We start from the raw sequence: 18,455 nt of genomic DNA, 5'->3' as shown, positions 1-18,455 counted from the left end.
AGAACCGGGCAGGGAAGCCGTCAAGTCGCCTTGACCTCAGCGGCCAGCGTATAACCACCGCCCCACACAGTCTTGATCAACCGCGGATTTTTGGGGTCTTCCTCCACCTTGCGGCGAAGACGGCTGATCTGGTTGTCGATAGCGCGATCAAAGGCGTTGGCCTCTCTTCCCTGTGTGATATCCAGCAACTGATCACGGCTCAACACCTGATTGGGCCGGGTGGCAAAGGCGAGCATCAAATTATATTCGGCGGTACTGAGCGGCAGAACCACTCCATCGCTATCGACCAGTGTACGCTCGCCTGTTTTCAGCGTCCATCCGGCAAAGGCGTAACCTGCGGCGTCGGGGGCGCGTTGCCGGATGCCTCCAGTCGCAACGCGGCGAAAAATAACCTTGATCCGCGCCACCAGTTCGCGTGGAGAAAACGGCTTCAGGACATAATCGTCCGCACCCATTTCCAGGCCGACAATCCGGTCGGTCTCTTCCGATTTTGCGGTCAGGAGAATGACGGGAATATCGCTGGTTTCCCGGATATGGCGGCACAGGCTGAGGCCATCCTCACCCGGCATCATGATGTCCAGGATGACAAGGTCGATGGCATTCCCTGCCAGTCGCACCCGCGCCTGTGCAGCCCCATCCACGGCCGTGACGCGAAAACCGTTTTTTGACAGATACTGCGCCAACGGCTCACGGATCGAACGCTCGTCATCGACCAGCAATAGATGAGGTTTGTCGCTCATGGGGCTTTATTGTCACGCCATCAGGCAATGAGAAAGGGCGAAGACAGGCCTCGCCCTTCCCATCGCAAACTGATCCTCGAGAGGTAGGGGGAATTGGATCAGTTCGCAGGTTGCTTGTTCTGGCGCATTTTCATCATGGTATTACGGACAGCTTCGCGCTCCGCCTTTGTCACTGTGCCGTCATTGTCCGCATCGGCCTTGGCAAACATTTTCAGCGCCCTCGCCTGGAATTCGGCCTTGGTCACAACGCCGTCCTTGTCCGCATCCGTCATCGCCATGGACCCGCCGTGGCCACGCCACATGCCCTTGTGATGCCCGCCCATACCGGAGGCCGCACCATCATGGCCACGCTTGCCCATATGATCGCCGCGCTTTTCCATCCGCGCTTCGTGGGCAGCTTTCATTTCCGTCTTGCTGATCTGGCCGTTGCCGTCCTTGTCCATAGCCTTGAAATGCTCTTCAAAGCGGGCTTCGCGTTTGGCCTTGCGCTCATCCTGGGTGATTTTGCCGTCGCCATTGGTATCCAATTCAGCAAAGCGCTTGTCGAGTGAAGCCACGACTTCGGCTTTCGTCAGATTGCCATCGCCATTGGTATCCGCGCGCATCGGGCCATGCCCAGCCGTGGCGGCAACAGCCATAGTACCGGCAACGATCATGCCGCCCAGAGCGGTTCCGATAAACAGTTTCTTTTTCATGAGATCCTCATTCCTTGTCTCAATGCGGCAGATGCATGTCCTGCCCTGACGCTGTTATGCCGCCATTATGTACCAGAACTATGTCAGGTCACCTGCTTGTTTGTCGCAAAGTGTATCAAAGGGATAAAGACGCGACGAACGGTGAAGGTTCCCTGCCGGATCGTGGAACATAATGTCGGAATTCCGATAGAGGGCGGGTGGGAATGAAACGGTAGCGGACGCGGAACTATACAGGAGATGCAAAATAGCAAACAAGTCGATTTCCGTTGCAGACCTGGCGACGTTCCGGAACGAGGATTTATTCCAGGCCGATGTCGACGACGCCACGGTCGTGACGCTCTTTCTCTCCCCGACGTCAATCTGAGACTGCGGTCAAAGCTCATATGCGAGCTTCGTCCCGGCTCCCGTATCGCAGCCATTATCATGACATGGGCGATTGGAAGCCGGACAGGACCATCCAGATAATGGGTCGCCCCATCTATCTGTGGACCGCCACCAGGCCACCTGCGAGAAAAATGGAAGCTCCAACGTCCGGCCCCGCTAGACCGCCAGCCTAACGACACATACGCCCGCCAGCAGCACCGCGGGATGCCTGATCCAGATGGAAATGATCCTGATGGGCTTTATTATATTCCGGACCGAGCACCGTCGCGAACAATTGGCACCCTCCGTCGCGGACATCCTTCAGGAAGGCTCTCTCCTCGGCAGCACCGCGTTCCCAATGGCTGGCAACTGAAATGCGATTGCCATCGGCCAGGTCGAAGCGGCCAATATCAATCGCATTGGCGTTCGCATGCTCACTCCATCTGCCACCGCTTCCCCCATTGACGCGGCGACAGGCATAGGTGCCGAAATGGCGAATTTTCGCGACCGGCGCTCCCAAGTGCCGACTGGCGGCAGGTTGAACGACGGCGCGCTCCCACAGGATCAGCGTAGCGGCGAGCGGGCACGACAAGACAAGAGATGAAGGTTCGTAACCAATGAATGGCTCCTCCCCAAAGGACACGCGCACCGCATTGCTATAGCCGCAATGCGGTCCCTCCGTGCGCTTGGGGAGCGGCATGTAATCTATATGGGCATCGGTAAGCAGTTGGCGGCATCGGAGCGGCTTCTCGCCAAGCGCGGAAAGCTTGCGGCCCGTGAATGTGCCGATGGGGTCGTCAAGATCAAGCGGGGTCCACGGTAAATGCTCCGGATAGTGCCGCTCGGCATATCGCACGGCAAGGAAACCACTGCCCGCGATCAACAGCAGGAGTGATAACACGGCAAAACGCGCTGTCATGCACCATCAAGGGCCGGTTTTGATGCCTTTACCGCTGCTTCCGCTGCCTGGAAGCCGATCTTCGTATGTTGGCCATCGCAAAAGGGCTTGGTCGTGGACGCACCGCAACGGCAAAGAAAAACCCGGCTTTTCCCAGTGAAATCATACAGGTTTCCATCGCCGTCCCGCAGATCAAGCTGACCAAGATCGCCGGTGACCAGATAGGGGCCATTCCTCGTAGCAACAAGCTCAATCGCCATCCTGCCCTCCTTTTCCAAGCTGCAGCGTGATGATTATTACATTGATACTGATGAGGACTCCCGGGCTCGCCGGATGTTCCGATGAATTGATAATGAGAGCAACAGGATGCCTGCGTTGATCCCGGACCTTTTGATTGCCCGAGACCCATTTCGCTATCATCGCGATATCGGCCAAGCTCCGCCGTCAACCGGATTTTGAGAAGTGTGTGGTGCGGGCGGTCGGGCTCGAACCGACACTCCGATTAAGGAACGGGATTTTGAGTCCCGCGCGTCTACCAATTTCACCACGCCCGCAAGCCGACCGGCCCGTTTCAACGGGCGCAGATCGACGGTGCCGACGCTATAGGCGAGCTCCTGGAGGATTTCCAGACCGAATCGTCAAGGAATATTCAGCGGGCACCGGCCCATATCTCGTCGGCCAATGCAGGCGTGGCGCAAATGCTCAACACCAGGGATGCATATATCGGCGTCAGCAATGACTGCGGCCTCATTTTCATGCCGATCACGTCACCCGGCGCGCGACATGATCGGCATGTTTGCGCTTCTTCTTTTCCAGCACAGCCCGCTTTGCCTCATCCAGCGCAATGTTGTCGGCCATAACGGCGCCGCGCTGGCCGATTGGACGATCCGGCCCGACTGTGCTGTCGCGCATCGTTTGTCGTTCAGTCTCAGCGTTGATTTCGGCGCCGATCAATACGGAATAAGCGGAAAGGAACAGCCACATCAGAAAAATGACGATGGCCGCCAGCGAACCATAGGTGGCGTTATAATCGGTGATGTTCGCCGCGTAGAAACCAAACCCCAACGATATTGCGACCCACATCAGCGTCGACACCACCGATCCCGCCGTCAGCCAACGCCACTTGGCGGCGCGCCTGTCCGGTGCCAATCGATAGATCAGGGCGAACGCGCAGCTCACCAGCATACCCGCAACCAGCCAGGTCGCGATCTGGACAAACAGCAATGCGCTCGGTCCCAGAAATCGGGACAGAAAAATGCTCACATAGCCGAACCAGGAAATCGCGATCAGCCCAATAATGGCAACGCTTACCATTCCCACCGTGATCCCCAGTGCCACCCCGGTAGTGCGGATGATGTTCCGTGTTTCATACTCTTCATAGATGATGTTGAGCGCTTTTATCATGGCGGTGGCGGCACGCATTGCGCCATAGAGGGAAAGACCCAGCGCAATCCCGAGCCCGAAACCCTTGGCCGTCGCGCTGGTCGTAACGATTTCCATCAGCTGTTCGGCCAATATGTGCATCACCTCCTCTGGAACGAAATCGCGCGCGATATTCAGGCTCTTCGCAACCGTCTGCGGGTCGCCGATCAACCCGTAAATGAGCACAATCGACGCAATGAACGGCACGACCGCTAGAAACGCGAAGAAGGCGACACCCGCAGCCAGCATCGGCAGGTTGTAAAAATCGTTCATCACATAGATACGTTTCATAACGGACCACCACGCACTGGCAGGCAAGTGCCATTGCGCTCCGGATTTCGCTCCGGGAATTTCCCGGCGCAATGCCACCAGTTCCGGCCCGGACAACTTTCTTGGCAGTTCCGGTGTGTTGTTCAGTTCATCGTCCGCCATGCATCCGCCCTGTTGCCGCTCTCCGCCCGTGCACGCTCTGCCTCGCGCGCCGCTGTCATATCATTCGCCACCGCATTTTCGATCGCAGCGCCTTGCTGCTCGATCGCCTGACGCTCCCGGTCGAACCGTGCGTCGAAATCATCCTTGTCACTACAGCCGGAAAGCGCGGCAATGGACATGGACATCAGGAGAACGTATAAGGCGCGCAACATCGCTAGTAATCCTTGCGATAGCGCAGGTTGATATTGGACCCGCCAAACGAACCGACCTGGCTCAGCACCGAGAGCGCCTTGGTAAGGCTGATCTCAAGCTGCGTGGCCGTATATCCGCGGGCGTCCGTGACAATTTCGACATACACATCGTTGGAGATATACTGCCCGGCGGCGACCGCGGTTCCACGCCCCGTGTCCTCGTCCGCGCCCAATATGCGCAGCCGGTCTATGCCGGCGCTTTGCTGCAGCACGCCGAGCGGATTGAGTCCCCCACTCCCGCCGCGCAGACTGTTGAGCGAAGCAGCGAGTTGCACCGCCTGTATGGCGGAAAGTTCCCCAATCGAATTGCCGAACAATATGCGCGAAACAATCTCGTCCTGCGGCAGGCCGGGGGTCGAAGAGAAGGTGATTTCCGGATTGTCTCCTGTCCCGCCGACGATCACATTGACGGTGACATCATCGGCTTCACCCGACGCCACCAGCCGAATCGATGGATTGGTCACAACACCGCCGTTGAACTGCAGTCGCCCCTCCTGAAGGTCGAATGACCGTCCGGCGAACCCAAGCGTGCCGCGCACCAGCTTGATGCCTCCCGTAATTGACGGATTGCCGGTGGTGCCGCCAATGTGAATGTCAGCCGCCCATTCGGAATTAAGTCCCATGCCGGAAACATGGATCTGGTTGTCCGCAATGACATCCACATCCAGTTTCCAGTCGTTCGGGAGGCTTGTCATCGCGTCCGCATCGCCGGTAATCCGGGCACGGCCAATCGCCGGTTTCCGACGAATGCCGGTCAACGTCGCGACCTTTGCCGATCCTTCCCGCACAATCTTGTAGCGTGTCTCGGGAAGCGAAATCCGCCCTGATATGGTCGCTGGCTGGCCGGGATTGTTGATCACGCTGATCTTGCCGCTCGCAACCGCAGCGATGTCCGTGCTGTTCGCAAGTCGCGCATGATCCAGGTCGAGTGCCAGTTGCACCGGAAAGCCCTGGTCGGAACTGAGCGAAACGAAACCTGAGCCACTGATCGTTCCATCGCCCGCCCGGGCAGTAAGCTGTTCGACATTCAGCCGGTCACCGGTGAAAGAGCCGCGCACTTGCATGTTGGTAAGGCGTGTACCGTAAGCATGGTTTTCATAGACCAGCGTGTTGGCGCGCACGATGCCGCTGAGCTGTGGACGCTGCACGCGACCGGAAAAATCAGCCGCGACGCCAACCGGACCTTTCAGGCTCTGGTCGGGAAGGGCCGCCAGTGAGAACAGCGTATCGGCGGGGCCGTTGTAGCGAATGCCGCCGGAAAGCGGCGCGGCCATCAATCGCGTCGTCCAGCTTCCCGCGCCCGGGGGGAGCGGGCGCAGGTTCACATGCATCCGCCCGATTGCCGCGCCGCGACGCCGGATGATCGCGCGCGCATTGCCGCCATCGGGCAGAAGTCTGCCGACGAGGTGAATATCCACAGGCTGCGACACCGAAGCGAGGCTGGTGCGTGTAAAATCATCGATACGCAGGCGTGCATCGGCGTGGGGAAACGCATTGGCGGTGGGCTGCGCGAAATCGAGACTCCCGGTTGCGCTCCCCCCCAGTCCCAGTCCGGGCATGATCGGGTTGAAGAGGGCGAGGTCGACATCGTTAAGCCGGGTCTGGATATTCATGCCATCCCCATAATCGCCCGCAAGCTGCACCGCGCCGTTCGACAGATCGATGGTCGTCGACATCAGGCGGTAGGTGCCGTTTGTGGGAATGATTCGCATGGGATTGCGCGTCTTGAAATCAATGCCGTTGGCGCGGCCATCGAGTGCGATCCGCCATAGATCGGGCCGGAGAATGCTGTTGGCTGCCAGACGGAACGGGAATGTGTTGCGTCCCTCCACCATCAGCTTGGCGGTGCCGCTGCCGCTGCGATAATCGACCTTGGCACGCGCTGCCGCAATGAACAGCTTGCGCGTCCGGGCGCGTTCGAGCTGCACGTCAGCGGTGATTTGCGGTTGGTCATAGAGAATGACGTCCGCGTCGACGATTGCGCGCCCGATCGAAATATTGGCGCTGCCCGGAAGGCGAGCGTCCAGCGCGGTCGCATCCACGACCGCACGCTGGCTGCCCCTCAGCGATGAAAGTTGCACAGTCCCTTCAATGCCCGAGCCGTTGGCAACAAGGCGGCCATCGAACGGTCCAGCGGCGGTCTGTCGCAGCTGGCCCGTCAAGCCGACACCGGCAAAGCTGCTGCCGTCGTTCACCTGAATCAGCATCGGCCCGCGACCCATGATAAGGTCCACGTCCGCCTTTAATGGACCATAGTCGCTGGTGCTGGTCGCCGCGACCGCATAGCCGCGCGGCGTGCCCCGGACGGTTGCGACCAGATCGGCCAGACCAATCCCGACACCGGGCCTTGGCGCGGCGAGCTTAACCACCGGTCGGTCCGCTGTGCCCGATACATCAAGGCCGAGAGGACCATATTGGTTGCTGGTGCCGCGCGCGGTAAACTGGATCGCCCCATTGGTGCGATAGGTTCCGCTGCCGCTCGTCAGGCGAAAGGCAGGCGCGGCGATGTTCAGGCGACTCACACGGGCAATGCCATCGGTGCTGTAGCTGACATCGGCGACGATCAGCGAATTGCCGCCAAGGAAATTCCGCACGCCATCGCTATAGATACGGCTGGATTTGGCGCGCACCGTTCCTGCAAGGCGATAGGTATCGGGCTTGGGCGTATCCAGATCGATATCGGTTACGACATTGAAGGTCCCGACGCCATCGATGCTGTAATCATTGACACGGCCCTTGAGCCCGCCGGTGTAGAGGCCGCTGCTCAGATCGGCGAGCACGATGGCGGTGGCGTCTATCCTGTCGGAGCGCAGCCGCAAATTGTCGGAAAGGATTTTGGAGTTCGCATAGGCAAGATCGCCATTGATACGGACATTGGTGAGCAGCGACCCGGCCGCCGCATTGAGGCCGGTTATCGCCCTGGCCCGGGCATTCACCGGAATCATCCAGCGATCTTTGCGCAATTGCGCGCTTCCGTTCGCCTGCAATCCTTGAATGACCGTTTTATCGAATCCGATCCGTGCGGCGTTGATGCGATAGTCGATGCGGGGCGCGGCCATTTTGCCGTTCATGGTAATGCCTGCACTTATCCCGGCCCCAACGAGGTTTTCGGCGAGCGCATTGGGCTTCTTCAGTTGGAAACCGATGGCCAGGTCGCGCATGCTGTTGGCGCCAAGATCGGCGATGCCATATGCGCTGAGTGCGAAATTTTCATTTTCGATGCTGCCGTCAACGTCGAAGCGGCGATCCTGCGCCGTGGTGCGCAGATCGACCTGCGTCACCGGGCGTAGCAGGTTTCCGGCGGGTCCGGGCAGCAGCAGGCCGGGGCGCATACTGCCTTTTGCAGCAAAGGTGCCGTCACGTCCTGAAAGCGTAATGTCCGAAAGTGGCCGACCACCGCTATTGCCTGTCAACGTGCCGTTCCACCGCTCCCAATCGCCCTTGCCCTTCAATGTCAGGCGCATCGGTTGGCCAATACCCGAAAGCGCCGCGACCAGACCATTGGCGGGCGCAGCGATATCAAGCGCAAGGTCGAGCTTATTGTCATCCGGCACCGCATTCAGCCGGAGCGTCATTCGGTCGCCGCCCGCGATATTGGGTCCCGCCATCGCACGGGTATCGGCATCCACCACCGCGCGCCCATCGGCAATGTGCGCCTTGCCATTGAGCGCGATGGCATGGCGCTTTCCAGTCACTGGCGGCTCGATGAGGAACTGCCCTATTTTCAACGAACCCACGTCGATATCGATATCAGGCAGCAGGGGCGCATCGGGGTCGGACGGTGTTTGCTTGAATGTCGGCAAGCGCAGCAGTCGCGCCTTGGGGATAGCAAGTGATCGGATGTCGACATGGTTGTTGATGAAGGCGAAGGGACGCCAATCCATTTCCACGATCGGCGCAGTGAAGAACACGCCTTGCGGGTCGCGGAACACCAGATCGTGAACACGCATCGCCCCGTAAAGCGAGCCATCGATTCTGCCCATATCGATTTGCATGCCATTTGCGAACTGCATCGATTCGATCTGCTTTGCGGCAAAGCGGCGTCCGCTTTCGCTGTTGAGCCACAGAAGGCCTGCGCCAATCACGAGCACAAGGATGCCAAGAACCGAGCCCAGCCCGATTAAAATGCGCCGCGGCCAAAGGTTGCGGGATGGTGTTGATCCGGCTTCCGGCTCCTGCGCCGTCCTATCTTTTTCCGTCGCCATCAGAAGGCCTGCCCGATCGAGACATAGATGGAGATACGAGATTCACCCGGTTTACGATTGATCGGCGTTGCAACGTCGAGCCGCATCGGCCCGAAATTGGTATAGAAGCGCCCGCCAATACCCGCGCCCAAGCGGATATGGTCAAAGCCGGGCGTCGAGCTGGTATAGACCTGCCCGGCATCGACGAAACCGACGATGCCGTAATTTCCAAAGCGATAGCGCACTTCCGCAGCCGCTTCGAACAGACTGCGCCCGCCGATCGGGCGGTTCTGCGGGTCTTTCGGGCCAAGTTCCTGATAGCCAAAGCCGCGGACCGAACCGCCGCCACCGGCATAATAGCGGCGCGTCGGCGCGATCTGCGCACGGTCCGCGCCATAGATGGAGCCGACCCGAACGCGTCCGGCCAAGACGATGCTGTTGCCCGCGGGATAATAGGCCGATCCCTCGATCAGTCCGCGTGCATATAGTTGCGTACCGCTTCCAAGCGAAGCCTCGGGCGACAATTTGGCCGTCAGCCTGTAGCCGCTTGTAGGATCGAGCAGATCGTCGGACTGATCGAAAGTCACCTGACCCGGTAGCGCCGCCACGTAAAATGTACGGCGGTTCAGCTTTCCGGCGGTAAAATCATAATCCTGTTCATTACTGGCCAGCAGTTCGAACCCATAGCTGTAGGTCAGTTTTTTCTGCCAGATCGGCGTGCTGTTATAGGCGATTTTGCCAGAAATCAGGCCGGTATAAGCTTCATAGGCATCATAGTCGCTGTGTGTCGCGGAAACCCCTAATTCCACCGTCCGGTCGCGCTTGCCAGCGTTGGAACGACGGAAACGCGCCGATACCCCCTGTTCCTGCGTGCCCGCCACCGCGCCAAATATCAGCGCGCCTTCCGGCGGAAACAGATTGCGGTGAGTCCAGCTTCCCTCGACGCGAAAACCCTGACCTGTTCCATACCCTGCCTCTCCCGCGATGGTGCGTGGCGGCCCCGCCTCCTGATTTACCGAGAGGCGGGCGTATTCGGTCCCATCCGGTCCGGGTTGGCCGGTCTGCTCAGGCGTGATCGAGACGAGCGAGAACAGGCCGGTGGCGACCAGCGCCTGCCGCAGATCATCGACCTTCTTGCTGTCGTAAAGCTCGCCCTTTTTAAAGCGTGCGAGCACGGCAATATGATCGGCGTCAAAGGCGGTGGTGCCGCTTGTGGCGATCTCACCAAAGCTGCTCCGCGGTCCGGCGGAAATGGGCAGCGTATAGTCGCCCGTGCCGGTTTGAGCATCCAGCAATATATCGCGGTCGCCGGTCTGCGCGAAGGGATAGCCATTTTCTGGCAACTCAACCGCAACATTAGCCTCAGCCGCCTGAACCCGTTCGGCAACGATTGGCTCACCGCTATCTATCTTGAAATTTTTACGTGCGAGATCGGCGGGCACGAGCGGTTCGCTGTCGAACGCGATGGCTCCGAAAGCATAGCGCTTGCCCGGCGCAGCTGACAGCACCACATTGACCTTGCCCTCTTCCTTGTCGGGCAGTTCGACCGTTCCATTTACCATCGCATCGAAATAGCCCTGGCCCTGCAATATATCGATCAGCAACTGCTGGTCTTCCCGCATCCGCGCGGACACCATCGCCCCATTGGCCGCTTTTCCATCGCCATCCTCAAGAGCCGACAGATCCTTGAAGCGGCCCGTTATGTCACTGGCATCAACATCGGCGACCTTGCTGTCATCGCTCAATTCTTCAAGGCCGGTGATCCGATAACTGTAACGCAGGCTGGCGGGCTTTTCGGCATCGGCCTGTTCGGTATAGGCGTCCTCATCAATGGGCGTCACGTCGAACTGCGACAGTGGCGTCAGCGGATCGTCGATCTCCGGATCGTTGACTGGCGGGTCGGCCAGGAGCTCCTCTGCTTTGCCATCCGCCGCCGCCGGAAGGGTCGCGACGCCATCCTTCCCATCTTCCGCTCTGGCTTTTTGTTCAAGCTTCCGTTGTTCCTCGTCCCATTGCTGGACCGAACCCATAGGAGCGCCAAGGTCATCCTTTATCGGAGGAACAGTCTCGTCGAATTCCTCATCGGTGATGATCGGTTCCCGCCGGTCCTGCTGCTGCTGTGAAGTGCTCGTGGAGGACGGGGTCTGGGAGGTCTGCGCGTGGGAGAGAAAAGGAAGGAATGTCGCCACAACGACAATTTTTCGGATGAGATGGTACGCCCGACAGATCACAAAAGCTTTTCCCGATACCAAAACAACAACGTCGGACGTCTCGTACAGAGCACGGTTTGGCAGTCCATAGGTACATACGCTTCAAAACCCGGCAACGTTCCGGCAGCACATCATTACCGCATCATCAACTATCGCTGATGATTCCGCACGCCGCTTGGCAGGTGACGATAGGTCAGCTGATCATCATGGCTCTCGATACCGCCGTTCTGATCGCTGGTGACTGGATGGTTTGGCGGGTGCTGGGCACGCAAACGGATCACAGGACCGAAAGCATGCTCTCCGTTGTGGTGGCGGAATATATGACGCTGCTCATTCCAGCGCCCATCGCCTTTTTAGCAAGCGGAGATGCGGCCGCCGTTCTGATGTGGTTCGGGGGCTATGCGGTGGCAGGGTGGCTCGCAACGCTTGCGTTTTCGTCAAGACAGGAACAGGCTTGATCCAAGGTGAGAGGTAGCAGTTGAGAGCCCGCTCAACATGCCACATCACCTTCATATGTTGCTGCTGGACACAGCGCATGCTGATGAACGGTCGTGTCAGACTGGGACGACGATAAGTTCCAACCGATCTGTGTCGAAACCGTTCTCGCCGGGAATGGCTGCGATAATTCTCTCTCTCACGCGCGGACCAGTTTCGCGGCTGAGAACTGATCGTCCGGAGCCGTCGAGTATGACCTCTTCATTTCCCGCAATGATTCTGGCTCCTCTGAGTGAACCAGGAGTGTAAGTGATGATCAGATTATATCCGCGCGGCGCATTGCAATACTCGCGAAAGGTTCCAAGGGAGACGACCCCGCTCTGGCTATTCCCATAGCCCAAGGCCTGGTGTTTGACTGTGCAATATAGGGGGACGGTCAAGCGAAGGTTGTATCCGACCGACTCCGCCAGCGCGCTGGTGGGAACTGCTGCGAGCATCACGCTCCCGGCGGCAAGTAATATCTTCGCAATCATCCGTAACCCCTTTCAAATCAGGTTATGGATGAGTTTGTATTCCTGCCGGTCTAAAATTAGCTTTATAATGGAGGTTAAAAACGATAAACCATCAATTTAGAGCGTGATCACCACAAATTGAAGATACGGATCTACAGGAACAAAGTTTACCGGATTTACGCGTGAATTTTTGTTCTTCCTGCAAATATTACCAACCATTCACTCTTCAGCGGATGCGACTTGGAATACTTAACGAGCAGTCACCGTTATCGAGATGACATCACTGTAGGTGCCGGCACGCCGATCGGCAACGTCTCCGATCTGAAATTGGATCGGCAGGGAATCCCGGCGAAACCCTGAACTTGGCGGTCCTGCCACACTGCGTTCCCCGGTCAAATTGACGGACGTGCCGCCAATGGCGATCGTATAGGGAACATACCACTCACTAAGGCCCAGGCGGAGACGACCGGAGTTAGCGGAAGAGACGCTTAGTGCGTAACGGCCAGTGCTGTTGACGCGAAGTTGCAGCGGAACAGGGGCAATCCCTCGTCGCAGCTCGCCCAGATTAACCACAGCGTGTCCGTTATCCATCATAAAGGCCCCGGCAAGGCCGATACGTGCGGAGGGCAATACATTGATGCCCAGCACCAACTGAGTACCGCCGAGCGAACGGAAAAGATTATCTTGAGCCTCGATCAACACATTCTGCGTGAATGTTCCGGCATCCGCCACGTCATCCGGATCGGCCACCAGCTTGTATAGCAGCGTCCTGGATTCATTGGGTCCAAGCTTCAGATCGCGTTGAGAGGGTCTTTGCTGGGATCGGCCCGCCCGCGGTGTGACGTCCTGGGAATCACTCATGCTCAGCAAGGCATAACCAATTGGCTTGCCAGAGCCGGTCGAGAGGCCAAAGGGCGGCTGAACCAGTTCGAACACGGGTGTGAAACGGCATTCAGATGACCCTTCGTTCACGAAAGTCACGCCGAACGTTCCTTCGGGAAGAGACCCGCCAAAGGGATCATAGCCCTGGATCATCCAGGATGTCGGAGTCGCGTTCGTCCGGATGAGGCAGTCACGGCCGGTCGATGCGGCGGGATTCGACGGGGGCTGCGCCAGCGCCGATGTTGTCAGCAACCCCGCTGCGAGGAACAAAAATGAACGCAACATGGATGCCTCCTAGTTTTTCGTACCGGACTGGACAATGCCGAGCTTCGCCAGTCCGTCGGTGTCAGCCGGCACAGCAAATTCGAAGCCTCGATCAACTGTACCGTTGGTGGAATAGGTTTCCACCAGATAGCGCCGTCCCGGCAGCAAATTACTGATCGAGAAGCGTCCCACCGAATTCGTGAAGAACGGAATGGGCTGCAGGTTCTCACCTTCTCTTACATCGAGCAGGGTCACGCGACCGCCGATCAGGGACACGGGGCGATCAGCCGCAAGAACCAAAGTGCCCACCGCACTGACAAATGCATCCGTACCGATGCGCAACGCATAGCCGCTCTTGTACGGAGGATGTACACGGACGACGCCCGGACCGATATCATATCCGGTTGGAGGATCTTCGACATCGTACTGAACGGACTGGGTGACGTAAGAACCGAGGAAATTGTTTACCGCGGCGCCTAATGTGCCGCTTCGACCGATATAGTTGTTTTCGGCGATGGACTGTCCCGCAACAACGCTGCGATCCCCCAGATTCTTGTGGGGCGACAGCAGCATGAAGCTGTCATTGATACGCCGACCAACGCCAAACATGCCATCAGCGAAGGCCAGTGTGGTGCCCACACGAACAGACGTTGCATTGACGGAGCCAAGATCGGACAGGCTGGGACCGAAGGTTCCGTGGCTCATGGCTGCTTCGAAACGATTGGCAGAATATGTCGCAAAACCCTGAGCCCGTGCATTGTCGTCCTGACGCGCGAGTACGCCTCCGAAGCCAAGGCTGTCCAACTGGTTGAGGCCGCTCTGGTTATAAGACAGCTCTGCCAGCCTGTCGCGGCTTTCAAATCGCGCCTCCGCACGACGCCGGTAATCGGGCTGGAAGACCAGACCAATATTGAAGCTGATGCCGTTGCCGCTGGCGAATGCCGATGGAAATTTGGCGTAATCGACACCGGCCCGAAAGGTCCATTTGGGCGTCAATCTATAGTGACCTGTCACGCCCAGCCGATAGCTGTCGCCCACATTCCCACGCCCTTTCAGATAAGAAGCGGTGGCAGTGCCGAGCACGCGAAAACTGAATTGCCGGGTATATTGCCCCGAAAGATTGAACGACGTTGAATTGAAAGCTTCTGGATTCCCCAGCGTCGCATAGTCTGGAGAGATGTAATCCGCGCGAAGCGAAAAATTGTCCGACAGGCCCCCGCGGTCGATGAAATGCTCATAGCTGACACCAGATGCAAAACCTTGCCCCGCATCTTTGGAGTTGCTCGCCGCTCCATCGAGGAGAATACGGCCGCCATTGGGCAGGATGAATTGCGTCTGCCCCGACAGGGTCTGAACCTCTTTGCTGGCCTGCAGACCAATGCCTATGGCAGGACTGTCCACAAAAGCCTTGCGGAAAAAGCCGGTGAAAGCGGCAGGCCCTTTATAGTCCGGCGCAGAACCGAAAGAGCGATTCGTCATGCCCAGATAGGCTCCGAATTCATAATCGCCCGGATCCAGGTCGATGGGGTCGAGATATTGCTGATAGGAGAGACTTTGAACGCTGCCGCTATTGTCCCTGATTTCGATATCGACGTCATTGCTTCCCGCAACCAGCGGCAGGGAGCTGAAATCATAACGACCCGGTTGAAGCCGAATTTCGCGATACAGTGCGCCGTTGCGCAGGAAACGCACCGTAGATTCCCGTTGCACGATAAGCTGACGGTTCGATTGTAAAATGGCGGATCGGAAAGCGTTGAAGCGGCGCTGCTGTCGCAGCACCCCGATCCCGCCCATTTGAACATAGGATTGTTGACCGCGCGTTTCGGGGTCGAGATCGCCTATCATCCACCGGCGATAATCGTCTGCTTGATCGTAAACCAGACGCGCGTAATTGCGCGAAAATTTATAAGCGTCGCCATCGCCGCCAAATCGCTGCCCCAGTTGCGCATCGCCTTCAAACACCAGTTGGCCAAAACGAAAGGCGCCGTCAAAATTGATCGTGGGCGGATCGGCTTGATTCTGTTCCCAGATATAGGTCTGATTCAGATTGAGGTTAAGATATGCGGAGAAACCGGCGGGTTTCAACGTAACGTCGTTCACATCATCGCGCGGCGCGGCGAACAGATTTTGAACCGCCCGTTGCTCTGCCCCCACGTCCACCAGGACAACGGCCAGCGTGCTTGGATCATAGGTGAGCTGAACACCGTTTGTGCCGAGGTCGTCCGCACTGAAATTCGGTAAGGATTGCAACTGGGCTGCCAAGGCCGCATGAGCCTGATCGTTGAGGATTGGCCGCATCAGCCGGAGGAAAGTCGCCGTTTCGAGCAGAAAGCGATCGTCTGCCGTCAACCGCATCGGGATTTCGCCCAAGGTGCGGTTCTGGAAATTGAGCGGCACCGTCATATCGATGTCGCGTTCATACGGATTGATGTCCGGTCGTCCGTGAATGCCAATCGGCAACTGCTGCAGCGCAGGAGATGAGCGCGGCGTTGGAGTGGGTGTTGGTCCGGGCAGCGGAATCGGGGTTGGCGCTTCAGGAATTCGCGTTTGCGGCGCCCTTCCCTCTCCCTGCGGAAGCGGTATCGCGACTTGCGCAGCCGCCGCCCCCGCATACAGAGCCGGAAGCGCGACAGAACTCAAAGCAAAGCGAATCTTCACTGGATGAACGACAACCGGATGGGTTCAGGACCAAAGCCGGGAACCGGAACATGGAACGTCCTCTTGCCCAGTGCGGGAACATAACCAGTGCCAACGGCGCGATTCAGTTCCTCCGGCGAAATATCGACCCGGAGCTTCTCGCCCTTCGTATCGGTGCCCTCAAGACGCCAGCCAAAATTCGACATCATGGCATGGCGGCGGCCCTCATTGCGCAGGGTGATCTCGACGCCATCCTGCATGGGCGGAAGCGTGCTCGAACCGGCTGCGGCGGGTGGCTGATAATCGACCTGCCGGACGAGATCGGCCTTCACATCCGGCTTTGCTCCGGGCGGCGCGACAACCACCAGCGCACGCATGTTGTAAAGCACCTGAACTTGTGCGGCGACGGAATCCGTCTCGGTTGGTTCGAACGTCACCGGCAATTGCTGAACGGATACGTAAAAGGCCTGTGACGCGGCCAGATCGGGTTCACCGACCCATTGCAGGCGAACCACCTGACGGCCGCCCGGCGGCAGGACGCCCTGAGGCGGAAAGACCAGAAACTTGTCGTCGGCGGGGGTTTCGACAATGTCGCCATTATCGTTGATGGTCATCAGGAAAACGCGGGTTTCGAACGCCAGATTGCCCTGGTTGATGTTCTGAACTTCCACACGCGCCACAGCGCTGCTTCCGCGCGATTCCATTTCCAGTACCATCGGGGAAACCCGCATGGCGAGGGCGGGACTCGCCAATGCCATGAATACAGCAATAGCGGCCAGCAGTGCGCGGCCGCACCGCTTCGACATCGTCAAAATTGTCATGATCCCTCGCCCGTGAATTACGCGGACTGCCATCCGATATATTACTTAAGAAAGGGGAAAGATTACTCTTTCCCCTTTCTCAAACGGTCGTGAAATTTAGATCGCGCGCAGCGTGACCGTGGTCTTGCCGGTATAGCTGCCAGCGACCAGGCCGCGCGACGTTACCGCCGGAGCGACGATGTTGATTTCCAGATCGGAGCGCCATGCACCCTGCTGCTTCTGACCGGCATTCGCATTTGTTGCGACGTTCAGCGTCTGCAAAGTGCCATTGGCCTGGCTGTTGAGAGGCACGCCTGTCCAACGCGCTTCAACGCTGTACGGGATATTCGCCTGGAACTCGTTGGTGTCGTAACCACCGGGGGCCAGATTCACGAGACCGCGGATGTCATCCTTGTTGATTTCGACGACATTGTTGGTGTTGCAGCCAGCGGTCAGCGTTTCGATGTTGGCAGTGGCAGGGCCAACCATTTCGAACGCCGAATTGACGTTTTCGTTGTCGCCGGTACGAATACCGATCACGCCGAAATCAATATTGCGGGCGCTGGCATTGTTGCCGGCATAGAAGGAACAGTCCCGGTTGACGGTGCCGCTGAGGCTGAATTCCACATCGATGCGGTCGACGGCAGCAACGGAATCGCCATGACTATTGGTTTCGGCGGTGTAGCGCGTGCCAATACCGTGTGTAACGACAAAATCAGCAAGATCCTGTGCCGAAGGGAGGAAGCCCAACGGGTGATAGTCCGATGGATTGGTCGCCGTTCCAACAATCGGCAGACCCGCATAATGACGCTGATTGGTCTGCGCTGCGGCTGACGTGGCGAAGCCGGCCAGAGCGATGGCGGCTACGGCGCCGCGAAGGATATTCTTCATAGGTTTCTTCCTTCTGTTACACCGCCCCATGAAAATGTTTGGGGCGTGATTTCTGCACCGGGGATATGAAGGCCGAAAGAGCAACGGTGCCTACTCTTCTGGCCGACGCTTGCGGAACAACCGCAAGCGGAACTTCAAATCGGGCTGACGCTGATGGTGATCGTTTCTGAATATTCGCCGGCGAGAAGGCCCGCCTCGCCGGAAGGCATGCCAAGTTCGACCGAAAGGACCATGCCGTCCGTGGCAATCCCGCCATTGCTGGAGATCACCCCGCCGCCCTGTAACTGCCGACTGTTGAAAGAGCGGCTGACGACCTGCGTCGCCGGATGCCGCACAGGCATTTTAACCGCCAGTGAATAAGGCAGCGCACCGCCATATGGCCCCTGACCATGCGGCATTTTGGTGTGGGTCAGCGCACCCTTTGCGCCCGTGATCGTCATGTTGAAGGGAATGTTGCAGTCGAACGCCACATGCGTTTCGATACCAAGCCCGCGCCGTTCCAGATTGCCGAAATCCATATCGGGAATGCCGCCCATGGCGCAGTGCTGGCCAATGGAACCGCTGACCGCGATGTCGAGAGAGCGAAGATTTTCGATTTCGCTCGCATGAACAGGCACGGCAAATGCCGCTGCAGCGAGCGCAAAAAGCTGGAAACGCAAGGCTACCCCCCCCAAAGAACACAATGGATGTCAACGCTCTTTCAAGCTTGAACATCCCCCCACTACCCAGGAGAGCGAGACCCCGACTCACTTCCTTTCGTTAAGAGTCCGACTCAAAATTAATATTCATTGGATTCAAGCTCGTGCGATAAATCTGGCGGTTCGCCGGATTGAAGCGAT

General features: G+C 58.2%; 15 protein-coding genes and 1 tRNA gene. 1 reads left to right on the top strand and 15 read right to left on the bottom strand.

The features are described 5' to 3' along the window. Positions 1-20: 20 nt before the first annotated feature. The 9 genes from L3X40_RS05870 to L3X40_RS05830 form a co-directional block, all read right to left on the bottom strand. Positions 21-740 (bottom strand): response regulator, encoded by a 720-nt coding sequence (locus L3X40_RS05870; RefSeq protein ID WP_237364830.1) that lies wholly within the window; start codon positions 738-740, stop codon positions 21-23. A gap of 98 nt (positions 741-838) precedes the next feature. Beyond that, positions 839-1,435, bottom strand: a complete 597-nt coding sequence (locus L3X40_RS05865) for an EF-hand domain-containing protein (protein ID WP_237364829.1) — start codon at positions 1,433-1,435, stop codon at positions 839-841. Between the two features lie 553 nt (positions 1,436-1,988). Continuing rightward, positions 1,989-2,717 (bottom strand): extensin-like domain-containing protein, encoded by a 729-nt coding sequence (locus L3X40_RS05860; protein WP_237364828.1) that lies wholly within the window; start codon positions 2,715-2,717, stop codon positions 1,989-1,991. Beyond that, positions 2,714-2,956 carry a CDGSH iron-sulfur domain-containing protein gene (locus tag L3X40_RS05855; protein WP_237364827.1) on the bottom strand — a complete coding sequence of 81 codons (243 nt, stop codon included), beginning with the start codon at positions 2,954-2,956 and terminating at the stop codon, positions 2,714-2,716. The genes L3X40_RS05860 and L3X40_RS05855 overlap by 4 nt, the downstream gene beginning before the upstream one ends. Before the next feature lie 207 nt (positions 2,957-3,163). Beyond that, a tRNA-Leu gene (locus tag L3X40_RS05850) sits at positions 3,164-3,250 on the bottom strand. Between the two features lie 208 nt (positions 3,251-3,458). After that, positions 3,459-4,550, bottom strand: a complete 1,092-nt coding sequence (locus tag L3X40_RS05845) for a YihY/virulence factor BrkB family protein (RefSeq protein ID WP_237364826.1) — start codon at positions 4,548-4,550, stop codon at positions 3,459-3,461. Further along, positions 4,532-4,762: a hypothetical protein gene (locus tag L3X40_RS05840; RefSeq protein WP_237364825.1), complete on the bottom strand. Its 231-nt coding sequence runs from the start codon at positions 4,760-4,762 to the stop codon at positions 4,532-4,534. Before L3X40_RS05840 ends, L3X40_RS05845 begins: the two co-directional genes overlap by 19 nt. A gap of 2 nt (positions 4,763-4,764) precedes the next feature. Beyond that, positions 4,765-9,006, bottom strand: a complete 4,242-nt coding sequence (locus L3X40_RS05835; protein ID WP_237364824.1) for a translocation/assembly module TamB domain-containing protein — start codon at positions 9,004-9,006, stop codon at positions 4,765-4,767. Continuing rightward, entirely contained in the window at positions 9,006-11,216 is a 2,211-nt protein-coding gene (locus L3X40_RS05830; RefSeq protein WP_237364823.1) for an autotransporter assembly complex protein TamA, read from the bottom strand. The genes L3X40_RS05835 and L3X40_RS05830 overlap by 1 nt, the downstream gene beginning before the upstream one ends. A 137-nt stretch (positions 11,217-11,353) precedes the next feature. Here L3X40_RS05830 and L3X40_RS05825 point away from each other — a divergent pair, with 137 nt between their 5' ends. After that, a complete protein-coding gene (locus L3X40_RS05825) occupies positions 11,354-11,653 on the top strand; it encodes a hypothetical protein (RefSeq protein WP_237364822.1) in 300 nt (99 codons plus the stop codon). Between the two features lie 96 nt (positions 11,654-11,749). On the opposite strand, the gene L3X40_RS05820 is transcribed toward L3X40_RS05825, so the two are convergent. The 6 genes from L3X40_RS05820 to L3X40_RS05795 form a co-directional block, all read right to left on the bottom strand. Beyond that, positions 11,750-12,163, bottom strand: a complete 414-nt coding sequence (locus tag L3X40_RS05820; protein WP_237364821.1) for a hypothetical protein — start codon at positions 12,161-12,163, stop codon at positions 11,750-11,752. A 228-nt stretch (positions 12,164-12,391) separates the two neighbouring features. Beyond that, positions 12,392-13,309 (bottom strand): hypothetical protein, encoded by a 918-nt coding sequence (locus tag L3X40_RS05815; RefSeq protein ID WP_237364820.1) that lies wholly within the window; start codon positions 13,307-13,309, stop codon positions 12,392-12,394. Between the two features lie 9 nt (positions 13,310-13,318). Next, positions 13,319-15,748 carry a hypothetical protein gene (locus L3X40_RS05810; RefSeq protein ID WP_237364819.1) on the bottom strand — a complete coding sequence of 810 codons (2,430 nt, stop codon included), beginning with the start codon at positions 15,746-15,748 and terminating at the stop codon, positions 13,319-13,321. 194 nt (positions 15,749-15,942) lie between these two features. Continuing rightward, on the bottom strand, positions 15,943-16,746 hold the full coding sequence (locus tag L3X40_RS05805; protein ID WP_237364818.1) for a fimbrial biogenesis chaperone: 804 nt from the start codon (positions 16,744-16,746) through the stop codon (positions 15,943-15,945). A gap of 96 nt (positions 16,747-16,842) precedes the next feature. Beyond that, positions 16,843-17,616 carry a hypothetical protein gene (locus L3X40_RS05800; protein WP_237364817.1) on the bottom strand — a complete coding sequence of 258 codons (774 nt, stop codon included), beginning with the start codon at positions 17,614-17,616 and terminating at the stop codon, positions 16,843-16,845. Positions 17,617-17,750: 134 nt separating this feature from the next. After that, entirely contained in the window at positions 17,751-18,275 is a 525-nt protein-coding gene (locus L3X40_RS05795; RefSeq protein WP_237364816.1) for a hypothetical protein, read from the bottom strand. Positions 18,276-18,455: the final 180 nt, after the last annotated feature.

It is taken from the genome of Rhizorhapis sp. SPR117 (genome assembly GCF_021742065.1).
Note: the sequence above shows the minus strand (reverse complement) of the source record. Positions and strands in the feature narration are given on the sequence as shown.

What these genes read in the sequence shown, in the direction of transcription:
- L3X40_RS05870 (WP_237364830.1), bottom strand. Translation starts at nt 740, where the DNA reads ATGAGCGACAAACCTCATCTATTGCTGGTCGATGACGAGCGTTCGATC.
- L3X40_RS05865 (WP_237364829.1), bottom strand. Translation starts at nt 1,435, where the DNA reads ATGAAAAAGAAACTGTTTATCGGAACCGCTCTGGGCGGCATGATCGTT.
- L3X40_RS05860 (WP_237364828.1), bottom strand. Translation starts at nt 2,717, where the DNA reads ATGACAGCGCGTTTTGCCGTGTTATCACTCCTGCTGTTGATCGCGGGC.
- L3X40_RS05855 (WP_237364827.1), bottom strand. Translation starts at nt 2,956, where the DNA reads ATGGCGATTGAGCTTGTTGCTACGAGGAATGGCCCCTATCTGGTCACC.
- L3X40_RS05845 (WP_237364826.1), bottom strand. Translation starts at nt 4,550, where the DNA reads ATGGCGGACGATGAACTGAACAACACACCGGAACTGCCAAGAAAGTTG.
- L3X40_RS05840 (WP_237364825.1), bottom strand. Translation starts at nt 4,762, where the DNA reads ATGTTGCGCGCCTTATACGTTCTCCTGATGTCCATGTCCATTGCCGCG.
- L3X40_RS05835 (WP_237364824.1), bottom strand. Translation starts at nt 9,006, where the DNA reads ATGGCGACGGAAAAAGATAGGACGGCGCAGGAGCCGGAAGCCGGATCA.
- L3X40_RS05825 (WP_237364822.1), top strand. Translation starts at nt 11,354, where the DNA reads ATGATTCCGCACGCCGCTTGGCAGGTGACGATAGGTCAGCTGATCATC.
- L3X40_RS05820 (WP_237364821.1), bottom strand. Translation starts at nt 12,163, where the DNA reads ATGATTGCGAAGATATTACTTGCCGCCGGGAGCGTGATGCTCGCAGCA.
- L3X40_RS05815 (WP_237364820.1), bottom strand. Translation starts at nt 13,309, where the DNA reads ATGTTGCGTTCATTTTTGTTCCTCGCAGCGGGGTTGCTGACAACATCG.
- L3X40_RS05805 (WP_237364818.1), bottom strand. Translation starts at nt 16,746, where the DNA reads ATGACAATTTTGACGATGTCGAAGCGGTGCGGCCGCGCACTGCTGGCC.
- L3X40_RS05800 (WP_237364817.1), bottom strand. Translation starts at nt 17,616, where the DNA reads ATGAAGAATATCCTTCGCGGCGCCGTAGCCGCCATCGCTCTGGCCGGC.